Source organism: Sphingopyxis sp. 550A (genome assembly GCF_053569535.1).
The window spans coordinates 2,706,892-2,733,820 of the sequence record NZ_CM131615.1 but is presented as its reverse complement, the minus strand read 5'-3'; the positions used below and the strand labels follow the sequence as shown (position 1 = coordinate 2,733,820).

18 protein-coding genes are annotated in these 26,929 nt (G+C 67.2%); 11 read left to right on the top strand and 7 right to left on the bottom strand.

Annotation, left to right across the window (positions count from 1 at the left end):
• Position 1: 1 nt before the first annotated feature.
• The 5 genes from ACVENA_RS13165 to ACVENA_RS13145 all read right to left on the bottom strand — a co-directional run bounded on the left by ACVENA_RS13165 (position 2) and on the right by ACVENA_RS13145 (position 16,725).
• Positions 2-8,740: a hypothetical protein gene (locus tag ACVENA_RS13165; RefSeq protein ID WP_449325731.1), complete on the bottom strand. Its 8,739-nt coding sequence runs from the start codon at positions 8,738-8,740 to the stop codon at positions 2-4.
• 30 nt (positions 8,741-8,770) lie between these two features.
• A complete protein-coding gene (locus tag ACVENA_RS13160) occupies positions 8,771-10,519 on the bottom strand; it encodes a ShlB/FhaC/HecB family hemolysin secretion/activation protein (RefSeq protein ID WP_449325730.1) in 1,749 nt (582 codons plus the stop codon).
• 279 nt (positions 10,520-10,798) lie between these two features.
• Positions 10,799-11,563 carry a hypothetical protein gene (locus ACVENA_RS13155; RefSeq protein ID WP_449325729.1) on the bottom strand — a complete coding sequence of 255 codons (765 nt, stop codon included), beginning with the start codon at positions 11,561-11,563 and terminating at the stop codon, positions 10,799-10,801.
• Positions 11,550-13,625, bottom strand: a complete 2,076-nt coding sequence (locus tag ACVENA_RS13150; protein ID WP_449325728.1) for a CHASE2 domain-containing protein — start codon at positions 13,623-13,625, stop codon at positions 11,550-11,552. Before ACVENA_RS13150 ends, ACVENA_RS13155 begins: the two co-directional genes overlap by 14 nt.
• 4 nt (positions 13,626-13,629) lie before the next feature.
• Complete coding sequence (locus tag ACVENA_RS13145; RefSeq protein ID WP_449325727.1) at positions 13,630-16,725, bottom strand: CHAT domain-containing protein; 3,096 nt, start codon at positions 16,723-16,725, stop codon at positions 13,630-13,632.
• A gap of 210 nt (positions 16,726-16,935) precedes the next feature.
• On the opposite strand from ACVENA_RS13145, the gene ACVENA_RS13140 reads away from it, so the two are divergent.
• The 11 genes from ACVENA_RS13140 (at position 16,936) to ACVENA_RS13090 (ending at position 26,325) form a co-directional block, all read left to right on the top strand.
• Entirely contained in the window at positions 16,936-17,262 is a 327-nt protein-coding gene (locus ACVENA_RS13140) for a DUF1476 domain-containing protein (RefSeq protein WP_257543608.1), read from the top strand.
• A 10-nt stretch (positions 17,263-17,272) separates the two neighbouring features.
• A complete protein-coding gene (locus ACVENA_RS13135; protein ID WP_257543605.1) occupies positions 17,273-17,506 on the top strand; it encodes a BolA/IbaG family iron-sulfur metabolism protein in 234 nt (77 codons plus the stop codon).
• A gap of 50 nt (positions 17,507-17,556) precedes the next feature.
• On the top strand, positions 17,557-17,889 hold the full coding sequence (grxD, locus tag ACVENA_RS13130) for a Grx4 family monothiol glutaredoxin (RefSeq protein WP_257543603.1): 333 nt from the start codon (positions 17,557-17,559) through the stop codon (positions 17,887-17,889).
• A 278-nt stretch (positions 17,890-18,167) separates the two neighbouring features.
• Complete coding sequence (locus tag ACVENA_RS13125) at positions 18,168-19,892, top strand: cytochrome c biogenesis protein DipZ (protein WP_449325726.1); 1,725 nt, start codon at positions 18,168-18,170, stop codon at positions 19,890-19,892.
• Positions 19,893-20,244: 352 nt separating this feature from the next.
• A complete protein-coding gene (locus ACVENA_RS13120; RefSeq protein ID WP_257543599.1) occupies positions 20,245-20,613 on the top strand; it encodes a BlaI/MecI/CopY family transcriptional regulator in 369 nt (122 codons plus the stop codon).
• Complete coding sequence (locus ACVENA_RS13115; protein WP_449325725.1) at positions 20,610-22,316, top strand: M56 family metallopeptidase; 1,707 nt, start codon at positions 20,610-20,612, stop codon at positions 22,314-22,316. The genes ACVENA_RS13120 and ACVENA_RS13115 overlap by 4 nt, the downstream gene beginning before the upstream one ends.
• A 253-nt stretch (positions 22,317-22,569) precedes the next feature.
• The gene (locus ACVENA_RS13110; protein ID WP_449325724.1) at positions 22,570-23,487 is read left to right on the top strand and encodes an MBL fold metallo-hydrolase; all 918 of its coding nucleotides are present in this window, start codon (positions 22,570-22,572) and stop codon (positions 23,485-23,487) included.
• A complete protein-coding gene (locus ACVENA_RS13105) occupies positions 23,484-24,251 on the top strand; it encodes a hypothetical protein (RefSeq protein ID WP_449325723.1) in 768 nt (255 codons plus the stop codon). Before ACVENA_RS13110 ends, ACVENA_RS13105 begins: the two co-directional genes overlap by 4 nt.
• On the top strand, positions 24,248-24,871 hold the full coding sequence (locus ACVENA_RS13100; RefSeq protein WP_449325722.1) for a DUF4230 domain-containing protein: 624 nt from the start codon (positions 24,248-24,250) through the stop codon (positions 24,869-24,871). Before ACVENA_RS13105 ends, ACVENA_RS13100 begins: the two co-directional genes overlap by 4 nt.
• A gap of 72 nt (positions 24,872-24,943) precedes the next feature.
• Positions 24,944-25,933, top strand: a complete 990-nt coding sequence (gene nadA / locus ACVENA_RS13095; RefSeq protein WP_449325721.1) for a quinolinate synthase NadA — start codon at positions 24,944-24,946, stop codon at positions 25,931-25,933.
• Positions 25,933-26,325 carry a hypothetical protein gene (locus tag ACVENA_RS13090; RefSeq protein ID WP_449325720.1) on the top strand — a complete coding sequence of 131 codons (393 nt, stop codon included), beginning with the start codon at positions 25,933-25,935 and terminating at the stop codon, positions 26,323-26,325. The genes nadA and ACVENA_RS13090 overlap by 1 nt, the downstream gene beginning before the upstream one ends.
• On the opposite strand, the gene ACVENA_RS13085 is transcribed toward ACVENA_RS13090, so the two are convergent.
• Both ACVENA_RS13085 and ACVENA_RS13080 read right to left on the bottom strand, forming a co-directional pair.
• Positions 26,326-26,520, bottom strand: coding sequence for a helix-turn-helix domain-containing protein (locus tag ACVENA_RS13085; protein WP_449325719.1), 195 nt, complete (start codon positions 26,518-26,520; stop codon positions 26,326-26,328).
• A gap of 46 nt (positions 26,521-26,566) precedes the next feature.
• Positions 26,567-26,851 (bottom strand): BrnT family toxin, encoded by a 285-nt coding sequence (locus tag ACVENA_RS13080; protein ID WP_449325718.1) that lies wholly within the window; start codon positions 26,849-26,851, stop codon positions 26,567-26,569.
• Positions 26,852-26,929: the final 78 nt, after the last annotated feature.

The following is a 26,929-nucleotide window of genomic DNA, read 5'->3' as shown; positions in this document are numbered from 1 at the left end:
CTCAGGGCTGCGTGTCGGTGGTCGGCGTCCACAGATCGTCGTTGCCCGCGCCGGTCACCGGATCGTCGAGCAAAGGCTCGCCGGTCAGCGGGTCGAGGGCGCGCATCGTGATCAGCGCGGTCGGCAGGCTGGTGCCGTCGCCGCTGTCATCGTCGCCATCGACTTCCTTCTCGATCACGTCCTGGACCGGGAAGTTCGATTCATAGTCGGGCTGCTCGGGTGGGACGAAGGAGCAGGCGGCGACGCCGGCGATCAGGCAGCCGTTGAAGGTCGCCGCCGGGTTGTAGAGATCGGACGGGACCACCACGCCGCCGCCGTTGATCGTCAGCAGCGGGATCGTGTCGAGCCCCGTTACCTGCCCGTTCGGGCCCAGATGCACCCCGTTGAGCACGATCCGCGCATTGCCTTCGGTCGCGACATTGAGCCCGCCGGCGCCGAAGGTCAGGCCGCGCCGCTGGGCATAGTCAGTGCCGCTGCCGCTGTTCTGGACATAGACATTGCCGTTGAAGTTCATGCCGCGCGCGAAAAGCGCCCCTTCGTCGAGGGTGATGCCGTCGTTCTGCGCCAGCCGCGTTTCGATCGCCTCGAGCGTGGTGGCATTGGCAACGTCGTCGATGGCCTCCGGCGTGGCGACGATGATATCCCTCGACCGCATGTTGAGCTGTCCGCCCGGTGCGTCGTTCGCGCCGACCAGGCGCACCGAACCCTGACCCAACAGGACTTCGAGCGCCGTGTCGGCGCGCAGGTTGAGCGCGTTGGTGTCCGAAAGCCCGGTCAACTGGACATCGCCCAGAACGCGCATCTTGCCCGGCGTAAAGATCGACAGCGATCCGGTGGCGCCGAGATTCGCCCCCGACCCGCCCGCGGTCATGGTGAAGTCGTCGACCACGACATCGGGCTGCGCGGTTCCGCCGACCAGCGATGGGGCGGCGACGAATACCTCCGGCGCAAATATATCGACATTGTTGCCGAAGACGCGCGTCAACTCGTCGGCATCGATATGATAGCCATCGCGCGTCCCGGTGCCGCCGACGAAGGTCTGCTGCTCGTTGTTGCTGTTCTGGAACGACAGCCCCTGCGTCACGCCTGCCGTGCCGACGCGCGCGGCGCTGCCGATCTCGATATCGCCGGACGCCAGCGTGATATTCTCTCCGGTCACGATGCCGCTGATCTGCACCGACGTGAAGGCGTTTGCGTTGAGCGAACTCGTCACCGTGACATTGTTCAGCGTGACGGATCCGTTTGTCGCCGATATGTTGCCGCTGTTCGCGGTCAGCGTATCGATGCTGATCCGCTCGCCAGCGCTGGCCAGGTCGACACGGCCGGCGATGCTGCCGTTGACGACGACCAAATCGCCGCTCGTGCGAACCGCCGCATCGCCGACATCGGTGACCAGATTGGCGAAGGTCAGATTGCCGCCATCGCCGATGAACAGGCTATCGCCGCTCGCGTCGACATCTCCGGTCGATGTCAGCGAGCCGAGGTTGATGAGGCCATCGCTGCTGGCGAGAGTCGTCGCGCCGCCGCTTTCGACCCGGTCGGCGGCAATTCCCGTTGCACCCGCGAGGTTCATGTCGCCGCCGCTCGCGACGCCGGTTACGGCAATCGCGTCATCGGCGGTCAGCGTGACATTCCCCTGTCCCAGGATGCGGCCGCCATCGATGCCTGCCGCCGAGGTGATGGTGAGGTTGCGGCCCGCCGTGAGCGTCTGAAGCACAGCGCCGGCCGGGGTGGCCAGATCGGCGAGCTGGACGCTGGCGGCGTCGATCGCGATATCGCGGCCCGCTTGCACGGGGCCGCTGACGCCTACGGCCCCGGCCGCATTGACGATCACGTCGCTAAAGGCATCGAGCCCCGACAAGGTCGTGCCGCCACCCGACGTGAAGATGCTGCTGTCGCCGCCGGTGACGCCGAGGCCCAGTGTGGTTCCGCCGTCGAGCGCGATCGTCGTCGCGGCGGTCAGAAAGATGTCGTCGCCCGCCGACAGGTCGCTCGCGCCGATCGAGGCCCCTGACGAGCGGAGGTCGATGTCGGCGCCGTCGAGCGAGGTCGATCCTTCGCCCTGCCCGATGGTGAAGCCGCCCGTCGGGGAATAGTTCAGCAGGAAGCCGTCGGGCCCGAGGCCGGTCGCGCGTACGTCATTTGCGATGATCGCACCCGTGGCCCGCACATCGAGATCGTCGCCGACGCTGATTTCCGAAAGGGTCGCGGGGCCTTGCGCGAGAATGAGCATGTCCTCGCCCGCCGCGGCGTTGGTCAGCGCGACCGACCGGCCATTGACGCCGAACATCCCGCCGGCGCTGCTGTCGGTCAGGGTGACGTTGCCGGCAGCATCGACATAGACGTTGCCGCCGCTCGGCAGATCGGGGTTGGACGAGTCGGGATAGCCGCCCGTCGCGCTGACCGACGCGACGACATTGCCGCCCGCGCTCAGCAGCGCATCGCCGCCGGCGCTATAGGTGCCGCTGATGTTCCCGGCTGCCAAAACGGAGATATTGCCGGTGATGGCGGCGTTGTCGATCGCGACCGCGCCGGTCGTGCCGGTCGCCGAAAGCGAAGCGGCGGCGGTGACGCTGTCGGTGTCGATGCTGCTGCCCGCCAGATGGACGTCCGCGCCCGCGACGATTGATGCCCCGTTGACCGTGCCCGGATCGCCTTCCGACGTGGTCGTGTCGAGATCGACATAGCCGCCTGCGTCGAGCGCGTCGAAGGCAATCGATTGTCCGTCGATGTCGATGAAGCCGCCCGCGGTCGCATCCGCCAGGTTGACGGCGCCCACCGCGCCGATGTCAAGGTTGCCGCCCGCGACCAGCGGTCCGGTCGCCGTGATCGTGCCGCCCGAGGTGGCGGTCAGATTGTTGAACGCGCGGACATTGGCGGCGGCGATGCCCGCGTCCCCCGTCAACGTGATGTTCGACAGATCGGCGGGCGTCGTCACGATCTGCAGGAAGGAGATCGTCGGCGACGAGGAGATTGGAGCATAGACGATGCTGCGGTCGTCGCGGCCGGTTCCGGTCGTCGCGGCGTTGGTGACGCTGACCAGCCCGTTGGCCTGGACGGTCAGGTCGTCGCCGGCGGTGATACCCGACAGCGTCGCCGTCGTTCCGGCAAGGACGAAGACATCCTCGCCTGCGCTCGCTCCGGTCAGGCTCGCCGCGCCGTTTGCCTGAACGCCCAGCATCGTTGCAGCGCTGCTGTTCGTCAGGGTCACATTGCCGTCGGCCTCGGCGAACACATAGCCTTCGGAGGTGAAACTGCCCGATGGGTCGACATAGCCGCCCGCGGCATCGGCTTCGGCGGTCACATTGCCATTGGCATTGAGATTGACGTTGCCGCCCGCGCGATAGGTGCCCGAAAGATTGGTACCGGCAAAGACCGAAATATCGCCTGCGACATTGGCCAGACCGATCGCGGCATTGCCCGTGTTCGCGGTCACGAACAGCGATTGGCCGGACTGAACGGTCCCGTCGATGTCGACGCTTCGTCCATTAAGGCTGACGCCGCCGTCGGCGGTGATATTGGTGCCGACGATGCCGTCGGTGGCGCCCGTGCCCGACGCATTCAGCGACACGAACGTGCCCGCGTTCGCATTGTTGAAGTCGATCGATCGCGCGGTGACGGCGATATGGCCGCCCGCGGTCGAATTGCCGAGATCGGCGGTCGTCACCACATTGATGTCGATATCGCCGCCGGCGATGATCGAATTGAGTCCGGTGCGGAAGCTGTAGGTATTGGCCAGGAAGTCGTCCACCGCCTCGGCATGTTCGATGACGGCGAGGTCGTTGGCGGTGATGACGATATCCCTGCCCGAAATCCGATCCGCGATGACGCTGGAGACCGGGCCGATGCCCTGAAGCGTCAGCGTGCCGCCGGCGCTCAGCAGCGTGCCGGGGTCCGCGTTGATATTGAGCCCGCTCGATATCGACAGGTCGCCGGCGGCAGAAAGCGTCGGCGCTGCGCCGCGATCCGTATGCGTGACATGGACCGTATCGAAAGCGTCGATCGTCAGATTGCCGGTGGCGCTCACCTGACCGTCGCCTTGCGCGTCGATGTCGACGCCGCCGTTGGTGCGCAGCGTCATGTCGCCCCCCGTGGCGGCCGTCGTGGCGATCGAACCGCCGGTCGCGGTCAGGAAGATTCCGGGCGATGCCGGAGTGGTGTTGCCGTTGACCGGCTCCGCATACCCCGTCGCTTCGGCGGTCAGGCTGTTCATCGTGATCGCGCTGTTGTCGGCACGCAGTTCGATGCGCCCGGCAAGGCTGCCGTTCGCCTGGATGCTCGTGTCGCCGAGGGCGATCCCGCCGGTGCCGCCGGGTGTCGTCAGCGCCTCGATGACGACCGTGCCGCCCTGATCGGCAACCGTGCCGCCGAAATTGCCGTCGCTGCCCGATCCGGTGCCGCCGTTGCCGCCGGCCCCGGACACGCCGCCGACGGTGATCGCGACGGGCGCGCCGTCCGACGTGACGGTGCCGCCGTTGGCGAACAGGTGGACGATGCCGCCGAGTGCGCCGCCGCCGGTCCCGCCGCCGCCGCCGGTGAGCATGGGCGCGTTCAGATTGTTGCCGCCGTTGCCGCCGTTGCCGCCGGTACCGCTGCTGCTGAAATCGCCGCTGAGGCCGATCGTCGCGCCGTTGCTCGCGGCGATCTCGATGATTCCGCCCGCGCCGAATCCGCCGTTGCCGCCGCGCCCGGCGACGGTCGGCGCTGCCAGGGAATCGCCGAAGACGGTGCCGCCGTTGCCGCCGGTCGCGCTGGTAAGGAAATTGCTCTGCGAGACAACGGCTTCGGCATCGGCGCCATTCGCTTCGACACGCGCGGTGCCGCCTATGGCGTCGCCGCCATTGCCGGCGTCGCCCGAATCTCCGAAGCCGCCGTTGCCGCCCGCTGCGCTACTGTCGAGAGCGAGCGTCAGCAGGCCGGCGTCATGATTGTCGATGATCGCCTGAGCGGTGCCGCCTTCGGCGAGGCCGCCGTCACCGCCGGTGCCTTCCGACGGGCCGTTGCCGCCCTGGCCGCCGGTCGCGATCGCGCGGGCGGACAATCCGCCGGAGGGGCCCAGGGTCAAGGCGGTCGTGCCGAGATTGAGCGTTGCCGTGCCACCGGCGGCCGCGCCGCCGTCGCCGCCGACGCCGCCGCCGATCGACGGACCCGTGCTGCTCGACGAATACATGGTGCCGCCGGTGCCGCCATTGCCGCGCGCCTCGGCCACGACGATATCGGAGGTCAGGCTGCCCGAAATCAGGTTGAGCGTCGCGAGGCCGCCGTTGCCGGTTCCGCCGGCGCCGCCTGCTCCCGCTTCGAGACCGTCGGTGAAGAAGTCGCCACCGCTGCCGCCGGTACCGCTGGCATAGGCGCCGAGGACGCCCGCATTGACGACCGCGGTGCCGCCGATAGTGATCGTCGCCGTTCCGCCCTGACCCAACCCGCCCGTGCCGCCGTCGCGGCCGAAATCGGGGTCATCATTGCCCATCAAACCCTGTCCGCCCTCGCCGTTCGCCGTCACGACGACCGAACCGCCGTTGGTGTTGAAGGTGCCGCCAGTCAAGCTGAGCGTCGCGAGCCGGCCGATGCCGTTGCCCGCTTCGCCGCCTTCGCCGTTCGCGGTGATCAGCACATTGCCGGTGGTCACGGCGCCGCCGGTCTGGGTGAAGGCGACGCTGCCGCCGCGTCCTTCGCTGCCGTCACCGCCGATGCCGTCCGCGGACAAGGCGATGCCGGTCGTGCTCGTCGAAGTGGTGAGGCTACCGCCCTGCATGTCGAGCGTGATCGTGCCGCCCCGCGCATCGCCCGGCCCGGAGACGAAGCCGTCATAATAGGCGCCGGCGATGCCGTTGGCCTGGGCTTCGAGCGTATCGACCGACAAGATGCTGTTCGCACCGGCGCCGACCCCGATCGCTATCGCCCCGCCCGTCGCCAGCGACGCGCTGCCCGGATCGTCGCGGCCCGAGGTGGCGTCGGCATTCAGCGTGACACCCCGCAGGCGGATCGCGCCGCCATCGGCGATCATCCGGATGCCGCCGCCGGTCGCGGTGCTGCCGTCGGCGCTGATCCCGTCGATAGCTGCCGCCTCCAGTTCCGAGACGCCGGCTGCGGTCGCGGCGACGGTGCCGCCGCCGCGCGCGATGATCGAGACGTTGCCGCCCTGCGCGGCGCCGTTGTTGCCGTCGGTGTTGACGACGCTGCCGTTGGCGCGCGCCTGATAGGCCTGGGCGGAGAGGGTGCCGCCGGTGTCGGCGAGGAAATCGACCGAGCCGCCGGTGCCGGTGCCGGCGCTGAGCAGCGGGGAGATGTTCGAGCTGCCGCCGAAGGCGTTGCCCGACAGGATGGCCATGCCGCTGATCGTGCCGCCGGTCGTCGCCGAAACGCCGATGGTGCCGCCGCTGCCGCTGCCGGCATTTTCGTGGAGGCCCGTGGCGGCGGTGCCGCTGGCGTCGAGAAGGACCGAGCCGCCGGACAGGCCCAGCACCGATCCGGCGCCGACGGCCGAAATGGCGATCGTGCCGCCTTCGGCGTCGCCGCTTCGCGCGGTCGTGCCGCTACCGCTACGGCCCTCACCGCTGACGGCGCTTGCATTGATGGTGAGCGAGGTCATCTGCGCGTTGCCGCCCAGCACCTCGACCACCGCGTCGCCGCCGGTCGCGTCGCCGCCACGTGCATTTTCGCCGCTCGCCGCATCGAAATCGCCGGCAGAGCCGCCCGCCGCCGATACGTCGATGTCGGTGAGGCCGGTGCTGCGGGGCGAGGTGCCGGTGGCGTTGAAGCGCAGCGTCGCGGTGCCGCCGATGCCTTCGCCGCCGTTCTGCGACGCCACGGGGCCGGTCAGCGGGTCGTCAACGTCGCCGCCGCCGCCGATCCCGGTGGCCGCGAGACTGGTCTGCGATGCCTGCAGCAAGCTATTGGCTCCGGTCGCTTCGACCAGCGTGTCGCCGCCGTGCCCGATTCCCGACTGGTCGAGGCCGAAGCCGCCTTGGCCATTGGCCTCCAGCGTCAATTCCGCCGTGGTGGAAAGGCTGGCGCCGTTCTGGACGCGAACCGTCGCGGTCCCTCCGGTTCCCGCGCCGCCGGTATCCGCGATGTCGAAACCCGATGAGGGCAGCGCGCCATATCCGTTGGCGTGAAGATAGATATCGCCGCCGCTGAGCGAACTGCCCGCGCCCGCGACGGTGAGCGTCACCGAGCCGCCGGTCCCGTCGCCGCTCGCCAGGCCGCCGTCGTCGAAACCGCCGAAGGCATCGGCGGAGAGAGAGAGGCCGCCGCTGGCGATCATCTGCCCGCCATTGGTGATGGTCAGGCCGGCGCTGCCGCCCTGGGTGTCGCCGGTCGCGGTGCCGAAAAAGCCCGGCGCCGAGATCGAGGTGAGGCCCTGGACGGAGAGCTGGCCGCCAGCGACGTTGATCGCGGCATCGCCGGGTGTCGTGGCGTTACCGCCCGAGACGACGCTCAGATTGCCCGTCACGAAGCCGATGCGGCCTGCATTGATGGTCAGCGTGGCGCTGGTGTCGCCGGTGAAGAAGCCGTCGCCCTGAATTGCGAAGCGGCCCTGCTGCGGCGGGGGAACGAAGGTGAAGGGGCCGCCGGTCGGGACGACGCCGAACGGCTGGCCCAGAAAGGCGCCGCTGGCATGGGCCTCGACATTGCTGCGAAAGATGATGTCGTTGACCGTGATGTCCGCCGCCGCGGCGGTGGTGGGGTTGCGGGTGAGATACGTATCTCCCGTGAGCGCATTATTGGTGACGTCATAGCCCGCCGACAGGATGATGCGGCCGGCGGAATCGGTCTGCGCCGTCGTCGCCGAGTCCTGATAGCCGACCTGACCCGACACCAGCATCGACACCGCGTCGTTCTTCGGGATCGCGACCATGTAGATGCGCTGTGCGGGGCCTGTCGCCTGTTGTTCGGGGCCCGTGGTGATGCCGGTGTGGGTAATCGCCTGGCCGCCTGTGGCGCCGACCCCGACTTGGATGTCGAACAGCCCCGCGTTCATCGTGATGTCGGCCGCTTCGGCGGCGACATAGGCGGCCGAGCCATAGACCTCGACACGCCCCGCCTGTGTGACGCGCGGCGCGACGAGCGCGACATAGCTGCTGCCGGGGGCACCCAGCTGGTTCGCATGGATTTCACCGTTCACGGTGACCCCGCGCGTACTGCCGGGCGTCGTGGCCATGAAGCGGATGCTGCGGACCGTCGGGTCGGTCGGATCGGGCGAGCCGAAAAATCCCCCGCTAGTGTCGATGTCGCTTGTCGTCAGCACGAGGCTGCCGACATTGATCACGCCGGAACTGCCGATCAGGATGCCGCCTGCGTTGTAGAACCAGATGCTGCCGCCCTGCGTGCCTGACGTCAGGCCGATATAGCTGTTGATTTCCCCGTTCAGCGCGATCTGGCGACTGAGCGAGCCGCCCGCACCGTTCACGAAGCGGTTGAGAACGACATAGTCGCCGGTGCCGTTGAAATTCCAAGTGCTGCCCGACGGCAGGAAATCTATGTCGCCGGTCCCGGTCGTGTCGGTCGGCACCCAGTTGATGATCGTCTGGGCATCGGTAACGCTCACATTGGTAGTGTGGTTCGCCGCATCGGTACCGATCGTGACGGTACCCGGCGGGTTCAGCGCGCTTCCTGCGACCTGCGCCTGTGCCGGGCCGCCATAAGCGAGCGCCATGATGCCGGCGGCGATCGCGCAACTGCTGAGGAGGCGCCGCTTGCCGTTGCGAACGGGCGAGGGAGTGGCGGTGGCACGCATGGCGGTGGTCCTTGCTGCAAAGGTCATGGCTCAGCGCGCCTTCACGCCGAACTGGGTGGTGAGCGATACCAGGAAACGCGGATCGGGCCGCTCGGCCAGAAAGCCGCCCTTGTTGAGCGGCACGGCCAGCGTCATGTCGAGGCGGCCGAGATTGCCATAGGCAAGGCGCAGGCCGCCGCCGGCCGAATAGAGTTTTTGCGGATTGAGCCCGTTGAAGCTGCTGTCCTTGTTCCACACCCACGCGGCGTCGAAAAAGACGAACGGCTGGACCGCGAAACTTTTTGTGTTGCCGGGGATGAACGAGCCGTAGCGCGCCTCCGCCGACACCGCGACGCCGCTGTCCCCGATCACCGTGCCGGGGTCGAAGCCGCGGCCGACGGTGAAATTGCCTCCCGAAAATTCCTCATAGGCGACGAGCGGATCGCTGGCCCATTGCGCGCGCGGCGCGACCGCCAGCGTAAAGGATTTCGCGGGCCGCCATTCGGCCTGCGCGCTGGCGCGGACGAGGAAGGCGTCGGGCTTCGCCTCGATGCGGGTCAGCGGGATCGCGCCGGGCAGGAAACAGGCCGCCCCGCCGGGGCCGCAATCGTCGCTGGCGCCAAGGGCATTCAGTCCCTGCCGCGCCTCGATCGAGGCGCCGAGCGACCAGCGCGGCTCCGATGGGCTGTAGCCGTTCTTGCCCGCGATCGACGCCGGGTCGATCCAGCCCGCGTCGGCGCGCAGGTTCAGCACCCGGATGCGGTCGCGGTTGAGCGGCAGCGGGCCGAGCTTGATGTCCTGGTCGATGATGTCGAGCCCGCCGCCCAGCGTCACGCGCCGCGCCTGCGTCAGGACGAGCGGATAGGAAGCGAACAGGCTGACGATCTGGGTGTTCGACTTGACCGGGAAGCCGGTGATGTCGGGGCGGGTCCAAGCGTAGGTGTAACTCGCGCCGAAACGCAGCCCTTCGCCGCCGACGCGAAATTCATGCGCGAGCTGGAGCACATTCTGTTCGTCGAAATCGGGCGTCGCATAGAAGCTGACCGTGGTCAGGTCGCCCATGCCGGTCAGGCCGGCGATACGCGCGCGCGCGATTCCGCCCCAGCGGCCGACATCCTTCGAACCGAAATTCTGGGCGTTGAAATCGAAGACGGCGGGGGTGCGGACCACCGTGACCTCGCCGACCACTTCGCCGGGCACCGCACCGGGGCGCAGCGTCAGCCGTGCGTCGAGGCCGGGGATATCGCGGGCGAGGAGCAGATAACGTTCGGCCTCGGCGATGTTGAACACCGGCTGATCGTCGAGCCGCGACAGATAGCGCTGAAGCAGGCCTTCATTCGCGCCGGCGTCGCCGCGCACCTCGACCCGCGTCATCCGCGCGGACAATATGTCGAGCTTGATGACGCCGTCGTCGATTGTCTGCGGCGGCACGCGCACCGCGGCGAGATAACCTCGGGCGCGGAGCATCGTGGCGGCGCGGTCGCGGATGTCGCAAACCACCGCGACCGGCAGTTTCTGTCCGACCTTGTCGTGCCAGCTTTCGCCCAGCATCGACGTGTCGATGCCTTCGCCGCCCGAGAATTGCACCTCGCGCACGGTCACCATGACATCGGCGAATTCGGGATTGGCGAGCGGACAGGGGGCGCGTTCGATGCTGTCGTCGGCCGCGATCACCCGTTCGCCCGGCGGCGTCGCGGGGGGCAGGGCGGGGCGCTGGATTTCCTCGCGTGTCGGTACCGACGACGCGGCCGGGGGCGCGACCTGGGCCTGCGCCGCCAGCGGCACGCTCAGCGCGACCAATCCCGCCGAGCAAGCGCCTGTTTTATAAATCGTCTTGCGGATTCGATCGCGCGCGGACCGCGCGTTTCCGCCAAGCTCCAGAACCCCCATGCCCGTCATCCCTACCCCTTGCGCACCTGTGCGCACGTCATGCCGCGCGCACCCATAGCTCATGCCCCGCCGGTTGCCCGGCAGTGCGAATTTTCGACCCAAGGAAAGGACTTTGCCGCTTTTCTTTATGGCAGCTTTTTCGCACTATTATCAGATGGGCAGGGCGGGTTCAATGCCCGCCCTTTCGCATTAACCACCCGTTGTTTCGCTGTCGGACATCGCGCTGACCAGCCGGTCGAGTTGCGGCGTGCAGCCCTTTGCCATCAGCATGTCGACCGAGCTTTCGGCGCTGTCGGGCAGCGGTCCCATCGGCGTGAAGCGGATGGTGACCGGTTTCGCCAGACCCGCGCCGGAGAGACGGTAGTCGACCCCATATTGCAGGGGCATCGCCTCGGTCGGCCATTTGCGGAAATTCGCGCCGGCGACGATCGCGACCGTCTCTTCCTTGCCGTCCTGCTCGATCTTCAAAAGCTGGTCGGTGTCCATGTTCGGCCGCCACAGCGTCAGCCGCGCGGGGTCGGCGACGCAGAAGGTGCCGCCTTCGCGAAAGTCGACCAGCCACAGGTTCGGGGCGCGAACGTCGACCGGCGGGGGTTCGTCCGCACCGCGTGAAAATCCGCCACGCGACCGCATCGTGGGGCCGGTCGACAGCATCCGCGTCACCGTTGCACCCATCGACTGGCTGGCCTGGATGGTGCCGGTCGCGCCGAAGGTGCCGGGCCCTGACAGCGTGCGCGTCTTGCCCGCCTGCATGAGAACGATCTTGTCGCCCGAGACGAGCGTCAGCCGGTCGGTCGACTTGAGCTTGGTGCCGGTCGGATATTTGCCGGCGGAAGGCCCCGTCGAGCGCACGACCATCGACTGCGCGGCGGCGGTGCCGGCAAAGGCGACCACGGCGATGGCGGCAGCGGCGGTCAGGCCGATGCGCCGCATCGGAACATCAGGAAAGGACATAGCTTTCTCCCTTTTCGGTCTCGTTCAGGCGTTCGATCAGGAACATGATGGAGGAATCCTTACCGAACTCCTGCCGCAATGCTGTGGCGGCGGTCACATAGGCTTTTTTATCGCCCACGGCGTGCGCCGCGACAAGCGCCGCGATGCGCGCGCGCTGTTCGGGCGACAGGTCGGGGCGGGGTGTCAGCACGTCGACCGGCTGTGCCCGGCCGCGCAACGTGACGCGGCCCATCGGCACCAGATCGTCGCGGCCCGCGCGTTCAGCGGCTTCGGCCGAAAAGAGGACGCCGGTCTTCAGGCTCTTGTTCGCCGATTCGAGCCGCGATGCCGTGTTCATGCTGTCGCCGAGCGCGGTATATTGGATGCGCCCCTCGCCGCCGAAATTGCCGACGATGGCGTCGCCGACGTGCAGGCCGACACGGGTCATGCCGATCGGCGGCACGTCCTCGGCTGCCAGGTCGACCCGGAAGGCCTCGCCCGCCTGATACATGGCGACCGCCGCGGCGGCGGCCTTTTCGCCATCGTCCGCCCGGCTGATTGGCGCTCCCCAGAAGGCGACAACCGCGTCGCCGACGAACTTGTCGATGGTTCCGCCATGATCGAGCACGATGTCCGACAGGCGGTCGAGATATTCGTTGAGCAGGCGCGCGACCGTTTCCGGTGTCGTAGCATGGCTCAATTTGGTGAAGCCTTCGAGGTCGGTGAAGATGCAATAGATATTGCGCCGCTCGCCGTGGAGCGAGAGCTGGTCGGGGTCGCGCATGATCTGCGCCGCGATGTCGGCGGGCAGATATTTGCCGAGCGCCGACTGCGCGAAGGCGCGCTGGCGCGACCCGATCGTGCGCGCGGCGGTGCCGACCCCGGCATAGCCGAACAGCCAGCCGATCGCCCAGCCAAAGGCGGGAAGGGTAGTGGTGTCGACATGGTGGCCCTGCAGCCAGAAGGGGAAAGCGGCGAAGAAGGCCATCTGGCCGAGGAAAGCGAGCGCGACCCAGCGTGCGCGCATATCGATGAGGCTGGTGAGCCCGCCCGCGAGTACCACGAGGACCGCCAGCACCCAGAGCGCCGGGCCGGGCAGCGGATTGGACCAGTCCTTGTCGAGCTGCTGCGCCAGCATATGCGCGTGGACTTCCAGCCCGATCATCGTTTCATGCAGCCCGGTGATGGGATCGGTGAAGCGGCTGAGCGGCGTGTTGAACTGGTCGTTGTCGATCACATTGCCGCCGATCAGCACATAGCGGCCCCGGATCATCTCCGCAAAGGCCGCGCGCGTATCGGCGTCCATCGGCGCGGCAAAGGTGTCGATCGGAATCTTGGAAAAGACAGGCTCTTCCTGTCCCTTGGTGACGCGCGCGGGCACGAGGAAGCGGATATTGCCTTGAAAATTGGCGTGCGCGGGATCGACCGGGGCAAGCGCATTCGCCATCAGCGGCGGCAGATTCTTCGGCCGGTCCGGCCAGTTGCGGATCACGCCGTCGCTGTCGGTCCGGAACAGCACGCTTGTCGGCTTGGTCCTGGCCGTCGTCACCTCGGCCAGATAGGATTCGAGATATTTCTGCTGTTCATAGAAAATGGTGTTCGGATTGCTCGCCTGCTCGGCATAGGCGAGCCATGTCGGAGTTTTCATCGCCCGAAGCTGCGCCTTCAGCAGAGCATCGTCGGGGCGCGGCGAGTCGAAGACGATATCGATGCCGATCGCTTTCGGGCTCATCTGATCGAGATTGGCGAGCGCGTTCGCCAGATAGGTGCGGTCGAGCGGCGAGCGGATGCCGGTGTTGAACAGCGTCTCGTCGTCATAGGTCACCATGACGATGCGCTTGTCCTGTCCGACATGCGGCGCCATCAGCGTCGCGCGCGCGTCGTAAAGCGCGCGTTCGGCGTCGCCGACGAGCGGCATCTGCCAGCTCAGCCGCGCGAACAGGATCGCGACGATCAGGAACAGGATCGTCGCCGCCATGCGCGACGGACCAAGCTGCATCACCAGCCGGCGGACGCGCTTGCGTAGCGGAACGGCCGCGGGGCGCGCCTCCCCCGGCGCGAGATCGGTGGTCGCCGTCGCCATCAGATCAGAGGGCCGAGCGGCCCGCGGCCCCTTCCGTTTGCGCCGTGGCCGTGGCGCCGTGGAGCAGCGGCTGGCCGCCGTCGCCGATGATCGCGAAGCCCGCCCAATAATAGGGGTGCGAGGTGCGCTTGTCGTCCATGAGCTGCATCTCGCTCGTCCACAGCGCATCGGCGATGCTTTCGCCCTGCCGCGCCGTGAACAGGCCGCCGATCAGCCGCTTGGTCGCGTCGAAATCGTCGGGCGCGGGCCAATGGCTGGCGATCACCGAACGCCCGCCGGCGCCGATGAAGCTGCGCACCAGCCCGTCGAGCGCGTTGCCGCCGCCGCTTGCGACGCCTGCCTCGCGCGTCGCCGCGACGGTCGCGGCGCCCGCGGTGTCGCACGCCGACAGGATGACGAGGTCGGCGTTGATCTTCAGGTCGAAAATCTCCTGGAAGGTCAGCAGGCCGTCCGAATCCTGATCACCGAACGAGGTGACGAGTGCGGGCCGCGCCGGGCAGGAGGGGCGCGGTGCGGTGACGAGCCCATGCGTCGCGAAGTGGATGATGCGATAATCGGACAGGTCGCCGCGGCTCTTGACCGCCGTGTCGGTGAAGGCGCCGCCGGTCAGCAGCGTCGCGGCGCCGCGGTCCATCGTGCTGCTCGCGGTGACGAGTTCGGCGGCGGAGATCGGCCGGCTCCACTGGCTGACGTCCCACTGGCAGCTTCCGTCGACGCCGCCGCCGGCCGCGCCGCGGGTGCCCAGCGACGGCAGGACGCCGCCCCGCACCGGCAGATTTTCGCCGAGACCGAAATATTCGTGCTTGGCGTCGGAGGGCGCCGTCTGCCGCGCGTTGCGGAACGACAGAGCCGACACCGCGGTGCTCGGCCGCGTCGACCGGCCGAGCCAGGCGATGCCGCGCATGTCGAACGCGTCGGCGTTCGGGTCGGCCAGGCGCTGTTCATAGGCCGCGAGCCCGGTGTCCGAGGTGATGAGCAGGTTGACCGGCAACCGCAGCATCGCGCCGTCGGGCTCGAAGATCAGGTGCGGGACGCTCGGCAGCCGATCGGCGACGGGGCCGAAGAGCTGGGTATAGAGTTTGCGCGCCGTGGCTGCGTCGAAGGGATAGGTGACGCGCTTGCCATTCTCGACGATGGAGATGGTCGAGCGGATCGTGTCGACCGCGTTTTCGAGCCCCTGCGCGCTGATGTCGCTGCGCCACAAGGTCGCGTCGCCCGGGCCGATCAGCATCGCATAGACCGAATCGCCGACGACAAGCATCTTCAGATAGGCTTCGTCGGGACGCAGCACCTGTTGCAGTTCGGCAAGGTCGAGCTTGCCCGGCGCGACGACGCGATATTGCGGATAGGCGGCCAGCTTGGTGACGGTTTCGGCCTGCTGGAACGACAGATTGTCGAGTTGGATCTTGAGGTCGGCGCGCATCGCATTGACCTCGGCCGTTTCGGGCATTTGCGCGAGCCGCGCATCCTCGATCCGCGCGCGCTCGACATCGCGGTTCAGCGTCGTCGCCTGACGGAACAGGCGCGCGCCGTCGTCGCTGCCCGCCGACAATTCGCGCGCGAGAAGCGCCTGCGTGTCGGCGACGCCGGGGCGGACCTGGAGCTGGCTGGCGACGAAAAAGTCGCCTGCGGCCTTGGGATCGGTCGCGGCGCGGCTGGCGAGCAAGCGGTAATAGGGCGCCATCATATTCGCCATGCCCGTAGTCGAGCGCTGCGAACCGGCGAGCGCCGCGACGACATCATGATAGATGGCGAGCGCCTTGTCGTCCTCGCCTTGCCGGGTGAGGAAGGCGGCATAGCGCGCGCGCGCCGATGCGAGCGCGTTGGTTTCCGGATATTCGACCGCAAGCGCGCCGATCGATTCCTGGAAGCGCGCGTCGGCGGCGTCCTTGTCGCCAAGCGCCTCTTCGGCAAGCGCGAGCTCGCCGAGCATCTGCGAGCGCAGCCGGACGATCGAGGTCACGCGCCCTTCGCGCACCGCGAGCGCGTCGGCGAGCCCCTTGATCTGCGCCGCTTTCGCCGCCTTCGCATCACCGCGCAGCCGTTCGACCGTGCCGAGCAGGTGAACCGCCTGCGCGTCGATGATCTGCGCGCGTTCGGTCGGAGTCAGCCGTTCGCGGTCGCCCGCCTGGCGCACCGCGCGCGCATTGGCACCGCTGTTGACCCCGGCGACGATCTGGGGCGTGAGCGTCACCGCGCTCCCCTCTACCTGGACTTCGTTGGTCAGCGGCGGGATCGGCGTTTCGAGCAGCGCTGCGGCGCCGTCGTAATCGCGCTGATTGAGCGCGTGGATCGCGCGGAAATTGCGGCGGAGGCGAAGCTGCACCGGGTCGCTCGTCGGGATCGCCTCGACCTCCGCGAACAGGCGGTCGGCTTCCGCGAATTCGCCGAGATTCGAGCGTTGAAGCGCGCGGTTGAGCGTGAATTCGGTCGGATCGATGCCGGCCGCCGCCTGGTCGCCTTCGGTGCGAAGCGACAGCGCTTCGAAAAATTCGGCGGCTTCGGCGTAGTCGCCGCTATGGTTGCGGCGATAGCCCTCGGCCAGCGCCTTGTCGACGTCGATGGTTCCGGCGAGCGTCCGCGCGAAACCGTCGCCGCCGCCGATGGAGGTTGTCGCGACCTTGATCTGCCCCGACGCGATCTTCCTGTGCCGGATCGATTCGAGGGCGAGGTTCAGCGCGTCGCCATAGGCGGCGAAACCCTCGACCGTATAGGCGGTGTTGCCGACGGCCTCGATCCGCGTCTGCCACGCGACATCGCTGTCCTTGACCGTGCAGGTGCCGTCGGCGGCGCAGGCGATGGCTCCGGTGCGGCCCGTCTCGATGCGGGCGCGGGCCTCGTCGGCGCCGGCGCGCAACGTGCGGACATAGCCGACGGGCTGGCTGGCGTCGCGGCAGACGATCACCCAGGCGCGGTCGAACATGCCCTTGATCACTGAATCGCGCACCGTCGCCTGCACCTCGCAGAGCGCGCCGCCCTGATCGCCGATCGAGAAACTGTCGCGAAGAGTCGGGTCGTCGGGCTGCGCCAGCGCGGGGGACGATACGCCTGTGACGAGCGCAGCCAGAATCGGCACGAAAAACGGACGTCGAACGGTCATCACCAATCCCCCAAAGACGAGCTTCGACGCGCCATGCCTGCGATGTCGGGGGCATGGCGCAGTCTATACGCTGCGGTACGACCCATTCCCGTCGCCGCGGACCCTAAACCCTTCGCCTGCAAAAGGGAAGTGATCTGCCGCACAGCCGCCTTGCGCGCCGGCACGGGGCGACCTATCTGGAGGGGAGATTTTCCCATTGAAGAGGACAAGATGAGCGCATTCGACGATCGTGAACGGGCCCATGAAGCGAAATTCGCACGCGACCAGGACGTGCAGTTCCGTATCATCGCGCGCCGCAACCGGCTGATCGGCGAATGGGCCGCCGAACGCATGAGCCTGACCCCCGAAGAGACCGACGCCTATGCGAAGGCGGTGGTGCAGGCCGATTTCGAGGAAGCGGGTGACGAGGATGTGATCCGCAAGCTCGCGGGCGATCTGACCGCCGCGCAGGTCGAGATCAGCGATGCCGAAATTCGTGCCGCGCTCAACGAAAAGGCGGCCGAGGCGCGCCGCCAGTTCATCGACAGCGAGAATTGAGGCTGGTCCGATGGGAATGCGCGAAGATGATCTGAAGGCGATGATCGCGGCGGCGCTTCCGGGCGCGGTGGTGACGATCACCGATCTGGCGGGCGATAACGAGCATTATTCGGCGCATGTCGTCAGCGAATCCTTTCGCGGGCTGACCCGCGTCGCGCAGCACAAGGCGGTCTATGCCGCGCTCGGCGGACGCATGGGCGGCGAACTTCATGCCTTGCAATTGACCACCGCCGTTCCTTCATAGGGGCGAGACGCGAACCCTTTTCGGCGCACCCGCGCCACCGGAGACTTGATATGAGCGACCCCGCCACGCACGACCGCATTGCCAAGCTGGTCGCCGACCACCCCGTCCTGCTGTTCATGAAGGGCACGCCGCTGTTTCCCCAATGCGGCTTTTCGTCGCGCGCGATCGCGATGCTCGACCGGCTCGGCATCGAATATGACACCGTCGATGTGCTGCAGGACATGGAGGTCCGTCAGGGGATCAAGGAATTTTCCGACTGGCCGACGATCCCCCAGCTCTATGTGAAGGGCGAATTCATCGGCGGCAGCGACATCATGATGGAGATGTGGGAAGCCGGCGAACTGCACCAGTTGATGGACGGCGTTCCGACGCGGGCGGAGTAGAACTCATCCCGTCGCCCCCGCGCAGGCGGGGGCCGCTGGAAGCTTTAGCCAAATGTGATTGGCATCCTTCGTCATTGCGAGCGCAGCGAAGCAATCCAGAGCGGTTTACGCACATTCTGGATTGCTTCGCTGCGCTCGCAATGACGATTCCAAAATGGGCGGCGCCATGCCGCCAGCGGCCCCCGCCTGCGCGGGGGCGACGGCGTCGATTGTAACGTCTCGACGCCCGGCTTCGTATCTGGAACATATCTCCGGTCGAAGCATGTGAGGCGTGGCGCGTGATCCTTTTCCTACTGGCCTATCTCGGCGGCGCGCTGACCATCGTCAGCCCGTGCATCCTGCCGGTGCTGCCTTTCGTCTTCGCGCGCGCCGATCAGCCCTTCGTGCGCAGCGGCTTGCCCCTCCTGATCGGGATGGCGATCACTTTTGCGGGGGTCGCGACGCTGGCGGTGGTGGGCGGCGGCTGGGTCGTGCAGGCGAATGCATACGGGCGCATCGCCGCGCTCGTCATTCTCGGCTTGTTCGGGCTGCTGCTGCTCTTTCCGTCGCTTGCCGACCGCGCGACGCGGCCGCTAGTCGCGCTCGGCGCCCGGTTGTCGCAGAACGCCGCGGGTTCAGCGCGCTCGACCTTCCTCTCCTCGCTGCTGCTGGGGTTTGCGACCGGATTGCTCTGGGCGCCGTGCGCGGGGCCGGTGCTCGGGTTGCTGCTGACCGGCGCTGCGCTGAACGGCGCGAGCGCCGCGACGTCGCTGCTGCTGCTCGCCTATGCGCTCGGTGCGGCGACCTCGCTTGCGCTGGCGCTGCTCGTCGGCGGACGGGTGTTCGCGGCGATGAAGCGCTCGATCCGCGCCAGCGAATGGCTGCGCCGGGGGCTGGGCGCGGCGGTGCTGGCGGGGGTGGTCGCGATCGGCCTCGGCCTCGATACCGGGCTGCTCACGCGCCTGTCGCTCGCGAGCACCGCGCGCTTCGAACAGTCGCTGCTCGACCGGCTGCACCCCGACGGCGCGATGCCGAAGGCGATGCCCGGCGACGATATGCTGGCCGACAAGGGAGTGTTCCCGTCGCTCGCGGGCGCAACAGGCTGGCTCAATTCGCCGCCGCTCGCTGCCGAGGAACTGCGCGGCAAGGTCGTGCTGATCGATTTCTGGACCTATTCGTGCATCAACTGCCTCCGGACGCTGCCCTATGTGAAGGCTTGGGAGGCGAAATATCGCGACAAGGGGCTGGTGGTGATCGGGGTCCATACCCCCGAATTCGCCTTCGAGCGCGACCCCGCCAATGTGCGCAAGGCGATCGCCGACCTTGGCATCACTTACCCGGTCGCGCTCGACAATCGCTATGCGATCTGGCGCGGCTTCGACAATAAATATTGGCCCGCGCATTATTTCATCGACGCCAAGGGGCGCATCCGCGCGGCGCGCTTCGGCGAAGGCCATTATGCCGAGTCCGAACGGATCATCCAGCGGCTGATCGCCGAAAACGGCGGTGCGGTCGGCACGATGGACGCGGTCGAGGTCGCTGCGACCGGCGTCGGCGAGGCCGAAAGCTCGCGCAAGGATCGTTCGCCCGAAACCTATGTCGGTTACGCCCGCGCCGCGAATTTCGTTTCGCCGGGCGGGTTCGCGCGCGATGCGCGGCATGATTATGCGCTGCCCATGCTCGTGAAGCGCAACGACTGGGCGCTCGGCGGCGCGTGGATCGTCGGCGGCGAACATGCGGTGTCGGCCGCATCCGGTGCGCGCATCGCCTTCCGCTTTCGCGGCCGCGATCTGCACCTCGTTCTCGGCGCCGCCGATGCGAAGAAGCCGGTGCGGTTTCGAGTGACGATCGACGGCAAGGCGCCGGGCGCTGATCACGGTCTCGACACCGATGCGCAGGGGAATGGCGTGGTGACCGGGCAGCGGCTCTATCAACTCGTGCGCCAACAGGCGCCGCGCGATCGGACCTTCCAGATCGAATTTCTGGACCCCGGCGTTCAGGCCTTTGCCTTCACTTTTGGCTGATGGCGGAAGAGCGTCCGGGGGGCGGGGCCTGACGGCCGCTCCGCCCCCCGTCTGCTTCGGGGGTAAGTGGGGTTGTCCCGGTGGGGGCAGGGGGCATCAGGGACCAGACCGATGCCCCCCACCGCTCCATTGAGCGGAACACTCGGGAACATCGGATACCATACAAGCCCCGTGCCAATTCGCCGCCTTCGCCGTTTCGGGCGCGAGACGCTGGTTAGCGATGTCTTACCGATGGATGGGGGTGTCAAAAATCCCGACACATAGGCGTTCGCTTCGTTCAGCCGGCGTTCAGCCGAATGACTACACTTGTAGTCGTATTGCGAACAGGCGCCAGCAAGGGAGGGGTTCCGATATGGCGGAGCGAGCAAGCGAGTCGGAGATGCAGGTGCTGTCGGCGCTGTGGGACGAGGCCCCGCAGACCGCCGCCGACCTGACCCGGCGGATCGGCACGATCAACGGATGGACGCAAGCGACGGTCAAGACCTTGCTCGCGCGGCTCGTCCAGAAAGGCGCGGTGACGGCCGAGGCCGATGGGCGCCGCTATCTCTATCGCCCCGCGATCGACCGCGCCGAAGCGGTCGGCGAGGAATCGCAGCGCTTCGTCGACCGCCTGTTCGGCGGCCGCGTCAGCCCGCTGATCGCGCATCTCGCCGAGCGCGAGGCGCTGTCGGACACCGACATCGCCGAGATCGAGGCCTTGCTGCGGAAGCTCAAGTCATGAGCGGCGCGATGATCCTTCAGGCGTGGGGCGACACGATGATCGCCACCGCGCTGCTCGTCCTGACGGTGCTGCTGATCCGCAAGCCCTTTGCGCGGCATTTCGGGCCGCATCTGACCTATGCGCTGTGGCTGGTGCCGGCATTGCGGCTGATCCTGCCGCCGCTGCCCTTCGCCGACCCGGTGACGGTTGCGGCGACGCCGACGGTTCCGGCCGATGTGGTGCTGATCGAGATGGTCGAAGCGGCCCGTGCGGCGGGAACGCCCGCTGTGGCGGTCGCCCCCTCGGGTTCCACCTGGGCGCTTGCCGACGCGCTGCCGTTGATTTTCATCCTGTGGGCAATTGGCGCTCTCTTCGTGCTGATTTCGGCCTGGGCGGCGCATCGGCGCTTTCGGGACGCGGTGCTGGACGGTGCGGTCGAACTCGAACCGCTCGGCAAGATCCGCCTGATCATGACCGGCGCGGTCGACGGCCCGGTCGCCTTCGGCCTGTGGCGGCGCTTCGTCGCGGTGCCGCAGGATTTCTTCGCGCGCTATGTCGCCGAGGAACGCGCGCTCGCGATCGATCACGAACTGGCGCATCATCGCCACGGCGACCTTTGGGCCAACGCCGGTGCGCTGCTGCTGCTTTCGGCGCAGTGGTTCAATCCCTTCGCCTGGCGGGCGATCCGCGCCTTCCGCTTCGATCAGGAAGCGGCGTGCGACGCGCGCGTGCTGACGATGGCGGATGATGCTCCCAGGGGTCTTCGCACGGCCCGCTACGCTACCGCGATCGCCAAGGCGGCGGTCGGCTCGCGGTTGTCGCTCGCGGCGCCGATGGCGGTTCACGACAATTTGCAGGAGAGGCTGACGATGCTCACGAGAGACGATATTTCGAAAAAGCGCGGTCTGGTCGGCAAGTTGCTGGTCGGCGGCGCGGCGCTCGGCGTACTCGCGGCGACCGCGACGCTGGTGCCGGCGAGCGCCGCCAGCGCCGGAACGCAAGATCTGGATACTCCCGCGCCGCCGGAGCCGCCTGCCGTCCCCGAAGCGCCGCTGCCGCCGGAAGCGCCGTTGCCGCCCGAAGCGCCCGCTGCTCCCGAAGGACATGGCCTGATGATCTTTACCTCGCAGGAGGATGGACAGGGCGACGGCACGGCCGGCGACGGCAAGAAGCACCAAGTGCATCGCATGGTGATCCGCGAGCGTAGCGAGACGAGCGACGGCGCGGCGCCCCAGGCGCGCCGCCTGGAATTTTCGATGCCGGGCAGCCTGTCGCGCGACGACATCATCGCGACGCTCAAGGAACAGGGCGTCACCGGTGCGCAGGCCGATGAGATCGCCGACAAGCTCGAGGCGAAGCGCAAGGCGCGCTTCACCACCGCCTTCGCACCGATTCCCCCGATGCCGCCTATGCCGCCCATACCCGCGACGGGCTGGAGCGCGAGCGATGGCCGCGCGATGGCTGTCGCGCATTGCGGTAATGGTGCGGCCCCGGCGCCGATCGTCGATCGGGACGAAAAGGACGGCGGCACGCACAGCCGGGTGGTCATGATCCGCTGCGGCGATACGGCGGAAAGCAGGGCGGCGCGGCTCTCGGCGCTCCGCAAGGCGCGCGACAGCTTCGCGCGCGGCGAGGCGGCGCGGTCGCTTTCGGAAAGCATGCGCGCCAAGGTCGCCGCCGACCTCGACAAGGCGATCGCCGAGACCGAGAAAGCCGACAAATAGCAGATCGGGCCGCGAGCCGACGCTTGCGGCCCGCCAGCTTCGCCGCCGACCCTCGTCCCCGGTAGGGTCGCGGCAGGGGCGGGGAAAGGGAGCGGGATGGACCGCTCCCTTTCTCTCGTTCTCGACATGACCCCATCATTGCTTTGCTTCGCTCGCAATGACGAGGCGGGTCACCTTGCTGGAAACCCTCGGCCCGACGCTTTTTCGCCCCCGCGCTCTTTTCCTTTCACGGGTGCGATGCCACATGGGGTGGATGAGCGAAGACAAGCCCTGGCCCGACACGATCCGCGCCGGCGAGTGCGAGCAGCACGAACCGCTGGTGCGCCGCGTGCTCGCGCCCAACCCGTCGCCCTATACCTTCACCGGGACCCAGACCTGGATCGTCGGCGCGGGCAGCGACGTTGCGGTGATCGATCCCGGTCCGACGGGGTCGGGGATGAGCATCGGTGATCCGCCCGACGCCCATGGCGCGGGGCATGTCGACGCGATTCTGCGTGCCGTGGAAGGCCAGCGCGTCGCCGCGATCCTCTGCACCCATACGCACCGCGACCATAGCCCTGCCGCCGCGCCGCTCAAGGAGGCGACCGGGGCGCCGATCATCGGCTGCGCGCCGCTTGCGCTTTCGGACGACGGCCCGCGCGCCGACTCCGCCTTTGATCCGAATTATGCTCCCGACCGCGTGCTCGCCGACGGTGAGCGGGTATCGGGTGATGGTTGGACGCTCGAAGCCGTCGCAACGCCGGGACATACGTCGAACCACCTCTGCTTCGCCCTGGTCGAAAGCAGTGCGCTATTCACCGGCGACCATGTCATGGCCTGGTCGACCAGTGTCGTCAGTCCGCCCGACGGCGACATGGCGGCCTATATGGCAAGCCTGCAAAAGCTCTACGACCGCGACGACCGTGTCTATTATCCCGCCCACGGCCCCGCGGTGAGCAAGCCCCGGCAGCTCGTGCGCGGGATGCTCGGTCATCGCCGCCAGCGCGAACGGCAGATCTTGCGCGAACTCGAAAAAGGGGCGGCTGTGATCCCGGTCATGGTGAGCCATATGTACAAGGGGCTTGATCCGCGCCTGACGGGTGCGGCCGGCCGTTCGGTGCTGGCGCACCTGCTCGACCTGAAGGCGCGGGGAATCGTCCGCGCCCGCGAAGAGCAATGGGAGCTTGCATGATATTGTCGCTGATTCTGGCTGCTGCCGCGGGAACCACCGCGCCCGCGTCCGACCCGGTCGTCGCGCTGGTAGCGGGCGAAGGGGCAAGCCAATGCCTGCCCGACCATAGCCTGTGCCTGGAGGTTCCTCCGGTCGAAGACGGCGATACGAGTGAAGCCGTGCTGCGCGTCGTATCGCCCGGTTCCGCATCCGCTTCGCTGCCGCTGCCCGCATTTGCCGCGGCGGAGACGGTGACGCTGTGGCCCATGCTGATCCGGGGCAAGGATGAGGGCGGTGCGCCGCGTTACCTCGTCGGTGTCCTCAGCGGGCAGACGAGCATGTATTCGGGCGGTGGAGGCTCGGCGTCGCAGCTTCACCTGCTCGAACTCGGCGCGGCGCCGGGTGCGGCGCGGTTGGGGGGCGAGGCGATCGAACTGCCCTGGGACGGCTCGCTGATGATCCGCGCCTGCTTTTCCGAAGCCGATATGAAGGACCGGATGGAGGCGTGCCACGACGAATATGAGTTCGGCGCTGGGCTGACCACCGCCGCTTCCCCCGGCGATGCCGTCTTCCCTTCGCTGACCTATCGCACCGTCGCGACCGCCTTTCCGCGCACGTCGCGCCGGTCGGACGACAATAGCGGCACGAAGCTGAAGCGCGCCGACCTTGTGCGCGCGGAGGATCCCGCCTGCACCTATGACCGGCTGCTGCGCTACGATGCCGCGACCGCGCATTACGAACCCGATCGGCCCTTGCCCGATTGTTCGGATTACACTGTCCCATGACCCGGACCGCACCCCGTCTGCTTCCCCGCCTGATCCTGCTCGCCGCGGCGGCGCTGTTCGCGCTCGCCGCTTGGTGGGCGGTGTCCGCCTGGCGCGACTGGCAGCGCGGCTATGATCCCGAGACCGTCGTTGCGGCCAGCCTGCAGGGGCTGCGCGAGCAGAATGTCCTCGTGCCCTTCACCGCGCGCTATGTCGCGGTGGTGACCTCGACGCAGTCGCGGCTCGGGCTGGAGGCGAAGAAGACGCTGATCATGCCGGGCACCGTCCGCTACGAGCTCGACCTCGGCCGGCTTGCCCAGTCCGACCTTGACTGGGACGGCAGCACGAACGCGTTGACCGTGACGCTGCCGCCGCTGCGCCTCGCAGGGCCCGAGATCGATATCGACGCGATCAGCGAATATCGCGACGGCGTCATCCTGCTGACGCTCACCGACGCCGAAAAGACGCTCGACGCCGCGAACCGCAAGGCGGCGCAGGAAGAGCTGATCCGGCAGGCCAAGGGCGCGACGCCGCTGCGGCTTGCGCAGAATGCCGCGCGCGCCGCGGTCGAGCAGAGTTTCGCGATGCCGCTGAAAGCCGCGGGGATCGACGCCAAGGTGACCGCGCGCTTCGCCGAATGACGCGGCGAATTGCCCTGCCACCGGTCGCGGTGTAGGGGGTTCGCCACGGCAAGGACCATATAAGGAAAAGCCATGACTGCTCCCATCCGCGAGTCTCTCTCGGGCCTCGACCTGCGCGCCGAAATCGACCGCCTCCGCAAGGAGCGCAACGCCGTCATCCTAGCGCATTATTATCAGAAGCCCGAAATCCAGGATCTCGCCGATTTCGTCGGCGATTCGCTGGAGCTGTCGCGCAAGGCGGCGGATACCGACGCCGACGTCATCGCCTTTTGCGGCGTCAAGTTCATGGCCGAGACCGCGAAGATATTGTCGCCGGAAAAGATCGTCGTGCTGCCCGACATGGACGCGGGGTGCAGCCTCGAAGACAGTTGCCCGCCCGAACAGTTCGCGCGCTTCCGCGCCGCGCATCCCGACCATATCGCGCTGACCTACATCAACTGCTCGGCGGCGGTGAAGGCGCTGAGCGACGTCATCGTCACCTCGTCGAGTGCCGAGACGATCATTGACCAGATTCCGCCCGAGCAGAAGATCATCTTCGGCCCCGACCGTCACCTCGGCGGCTATCTCAACCGCAAGTTCGGGCGCGAGATGCTGCTCTGGCCCGGCGTCTGCATCGTCCACGAGGCGTTCAGCGAGACCGAACTGTTGAAACTCAAGGCACAGCATCCGGACGCGCCGGTCGCGGCGCACCCCGAATGCCCGCCGCACATCATCGACCATGCCGACTATGTCGGGTCGACGAGCGGCATCCTGCAATTCGCGAAGAGCTTTCCCGGCGACACGCTGATCGTCGCGACCGAGCCGCACATCATCCACCAGATGGAACTGGCGCTGCCCGAGAAGAGCTTCATCGGCGCGCCGGGCGCGGACGGCAACTGCAACTGCAACATCTGCCCCTATATGGCGCTCAACACGATGGAAAAGCTCTACCTCGCGCTACGCGACCTACAGCCGCGGATCGAGATGGACGAGGAACTGCGCGTCGCCGCGAAGAGGAGCCTCGACCGGATGCTCGAAATGGCGTCGGGTACGGTCGGGAAGGGAGACTTGGGGCGGGCGTGATGCTGTACTCCGCTGCGTTCAAAGAGCTTGGCTACCGGCTTGAAAACGTTCGGCAAGATTGGAGTGCCGAAAATTCTACGGGCGTGTGCATCACGATCTGGAAACGACAAATGAATTGGGACGACCTGTCCTACGACACGCGATTGCACAAATCGTCGATCGATAATTGGGGCTCCAAGTCCGGAAATAAAAGGCGTCTCGTGCACGCAGAAAGGGCGATAGAAGAATTTGACGGCTGGATTGATGCCATATTGATCAGCGGCGAACCAGGCGTCAGCTATGAAGATGCACAGATTTGGGTGCCTTCTGAGAAGAGCGGCAAGCGTTGGCGGGTCGTGTATATCGATATGGCAACTGGTCATCTCCGCTTGGAAGCTCAACTCCCGCGATGATCAGCCCGCCACCGCGCGCTTTGTCCTCTCCGGCTCCGCCGCGATCACCTTGAGATAGGCGCGTACCGCCGGAGGCGGCATGTGGCGGCCGATCTCATATTGACGGATGCTGGTGACCGGGATGCCATAGGCACGCGCGAATTCGTCCTGACTCATGCCGAGCCGGTTGCGGAGCATCCGGATGCGGCGGCCCATCAGGCCGCGTTGCAGGCCGGCGACGGAAACGTCCCGGTCTTCGGGATCATTCGGGTCCGCCGGTATCGCTATCATAGTCTCTTTGTTCACGTGCATTGCTCCGCCTGACTGAAATTATTCTCACCACATGACCGCGCCAGACATGGACGGCGGTGTACAGTTTGCCGCTCACCAGTCCGATAGCCTTGTAGCGTTCCTCTTCATCGCCGATTCGGATCGTCGGCACGATCACATGATCGGGATCGGCGAATATCCGTTCGCCGAAAGCCAAGGGCAGCCGATGCTTGAACCGATTTATGCTGTCCTTGTCGGCGTCATATTCAACGTCCATGCTGCAGTATATGTGTTTCACATAGTATGCGCAAGCGAGTCGCAGTCGTGATTTGCTTGGTGCGCTGCAGCAATTGAA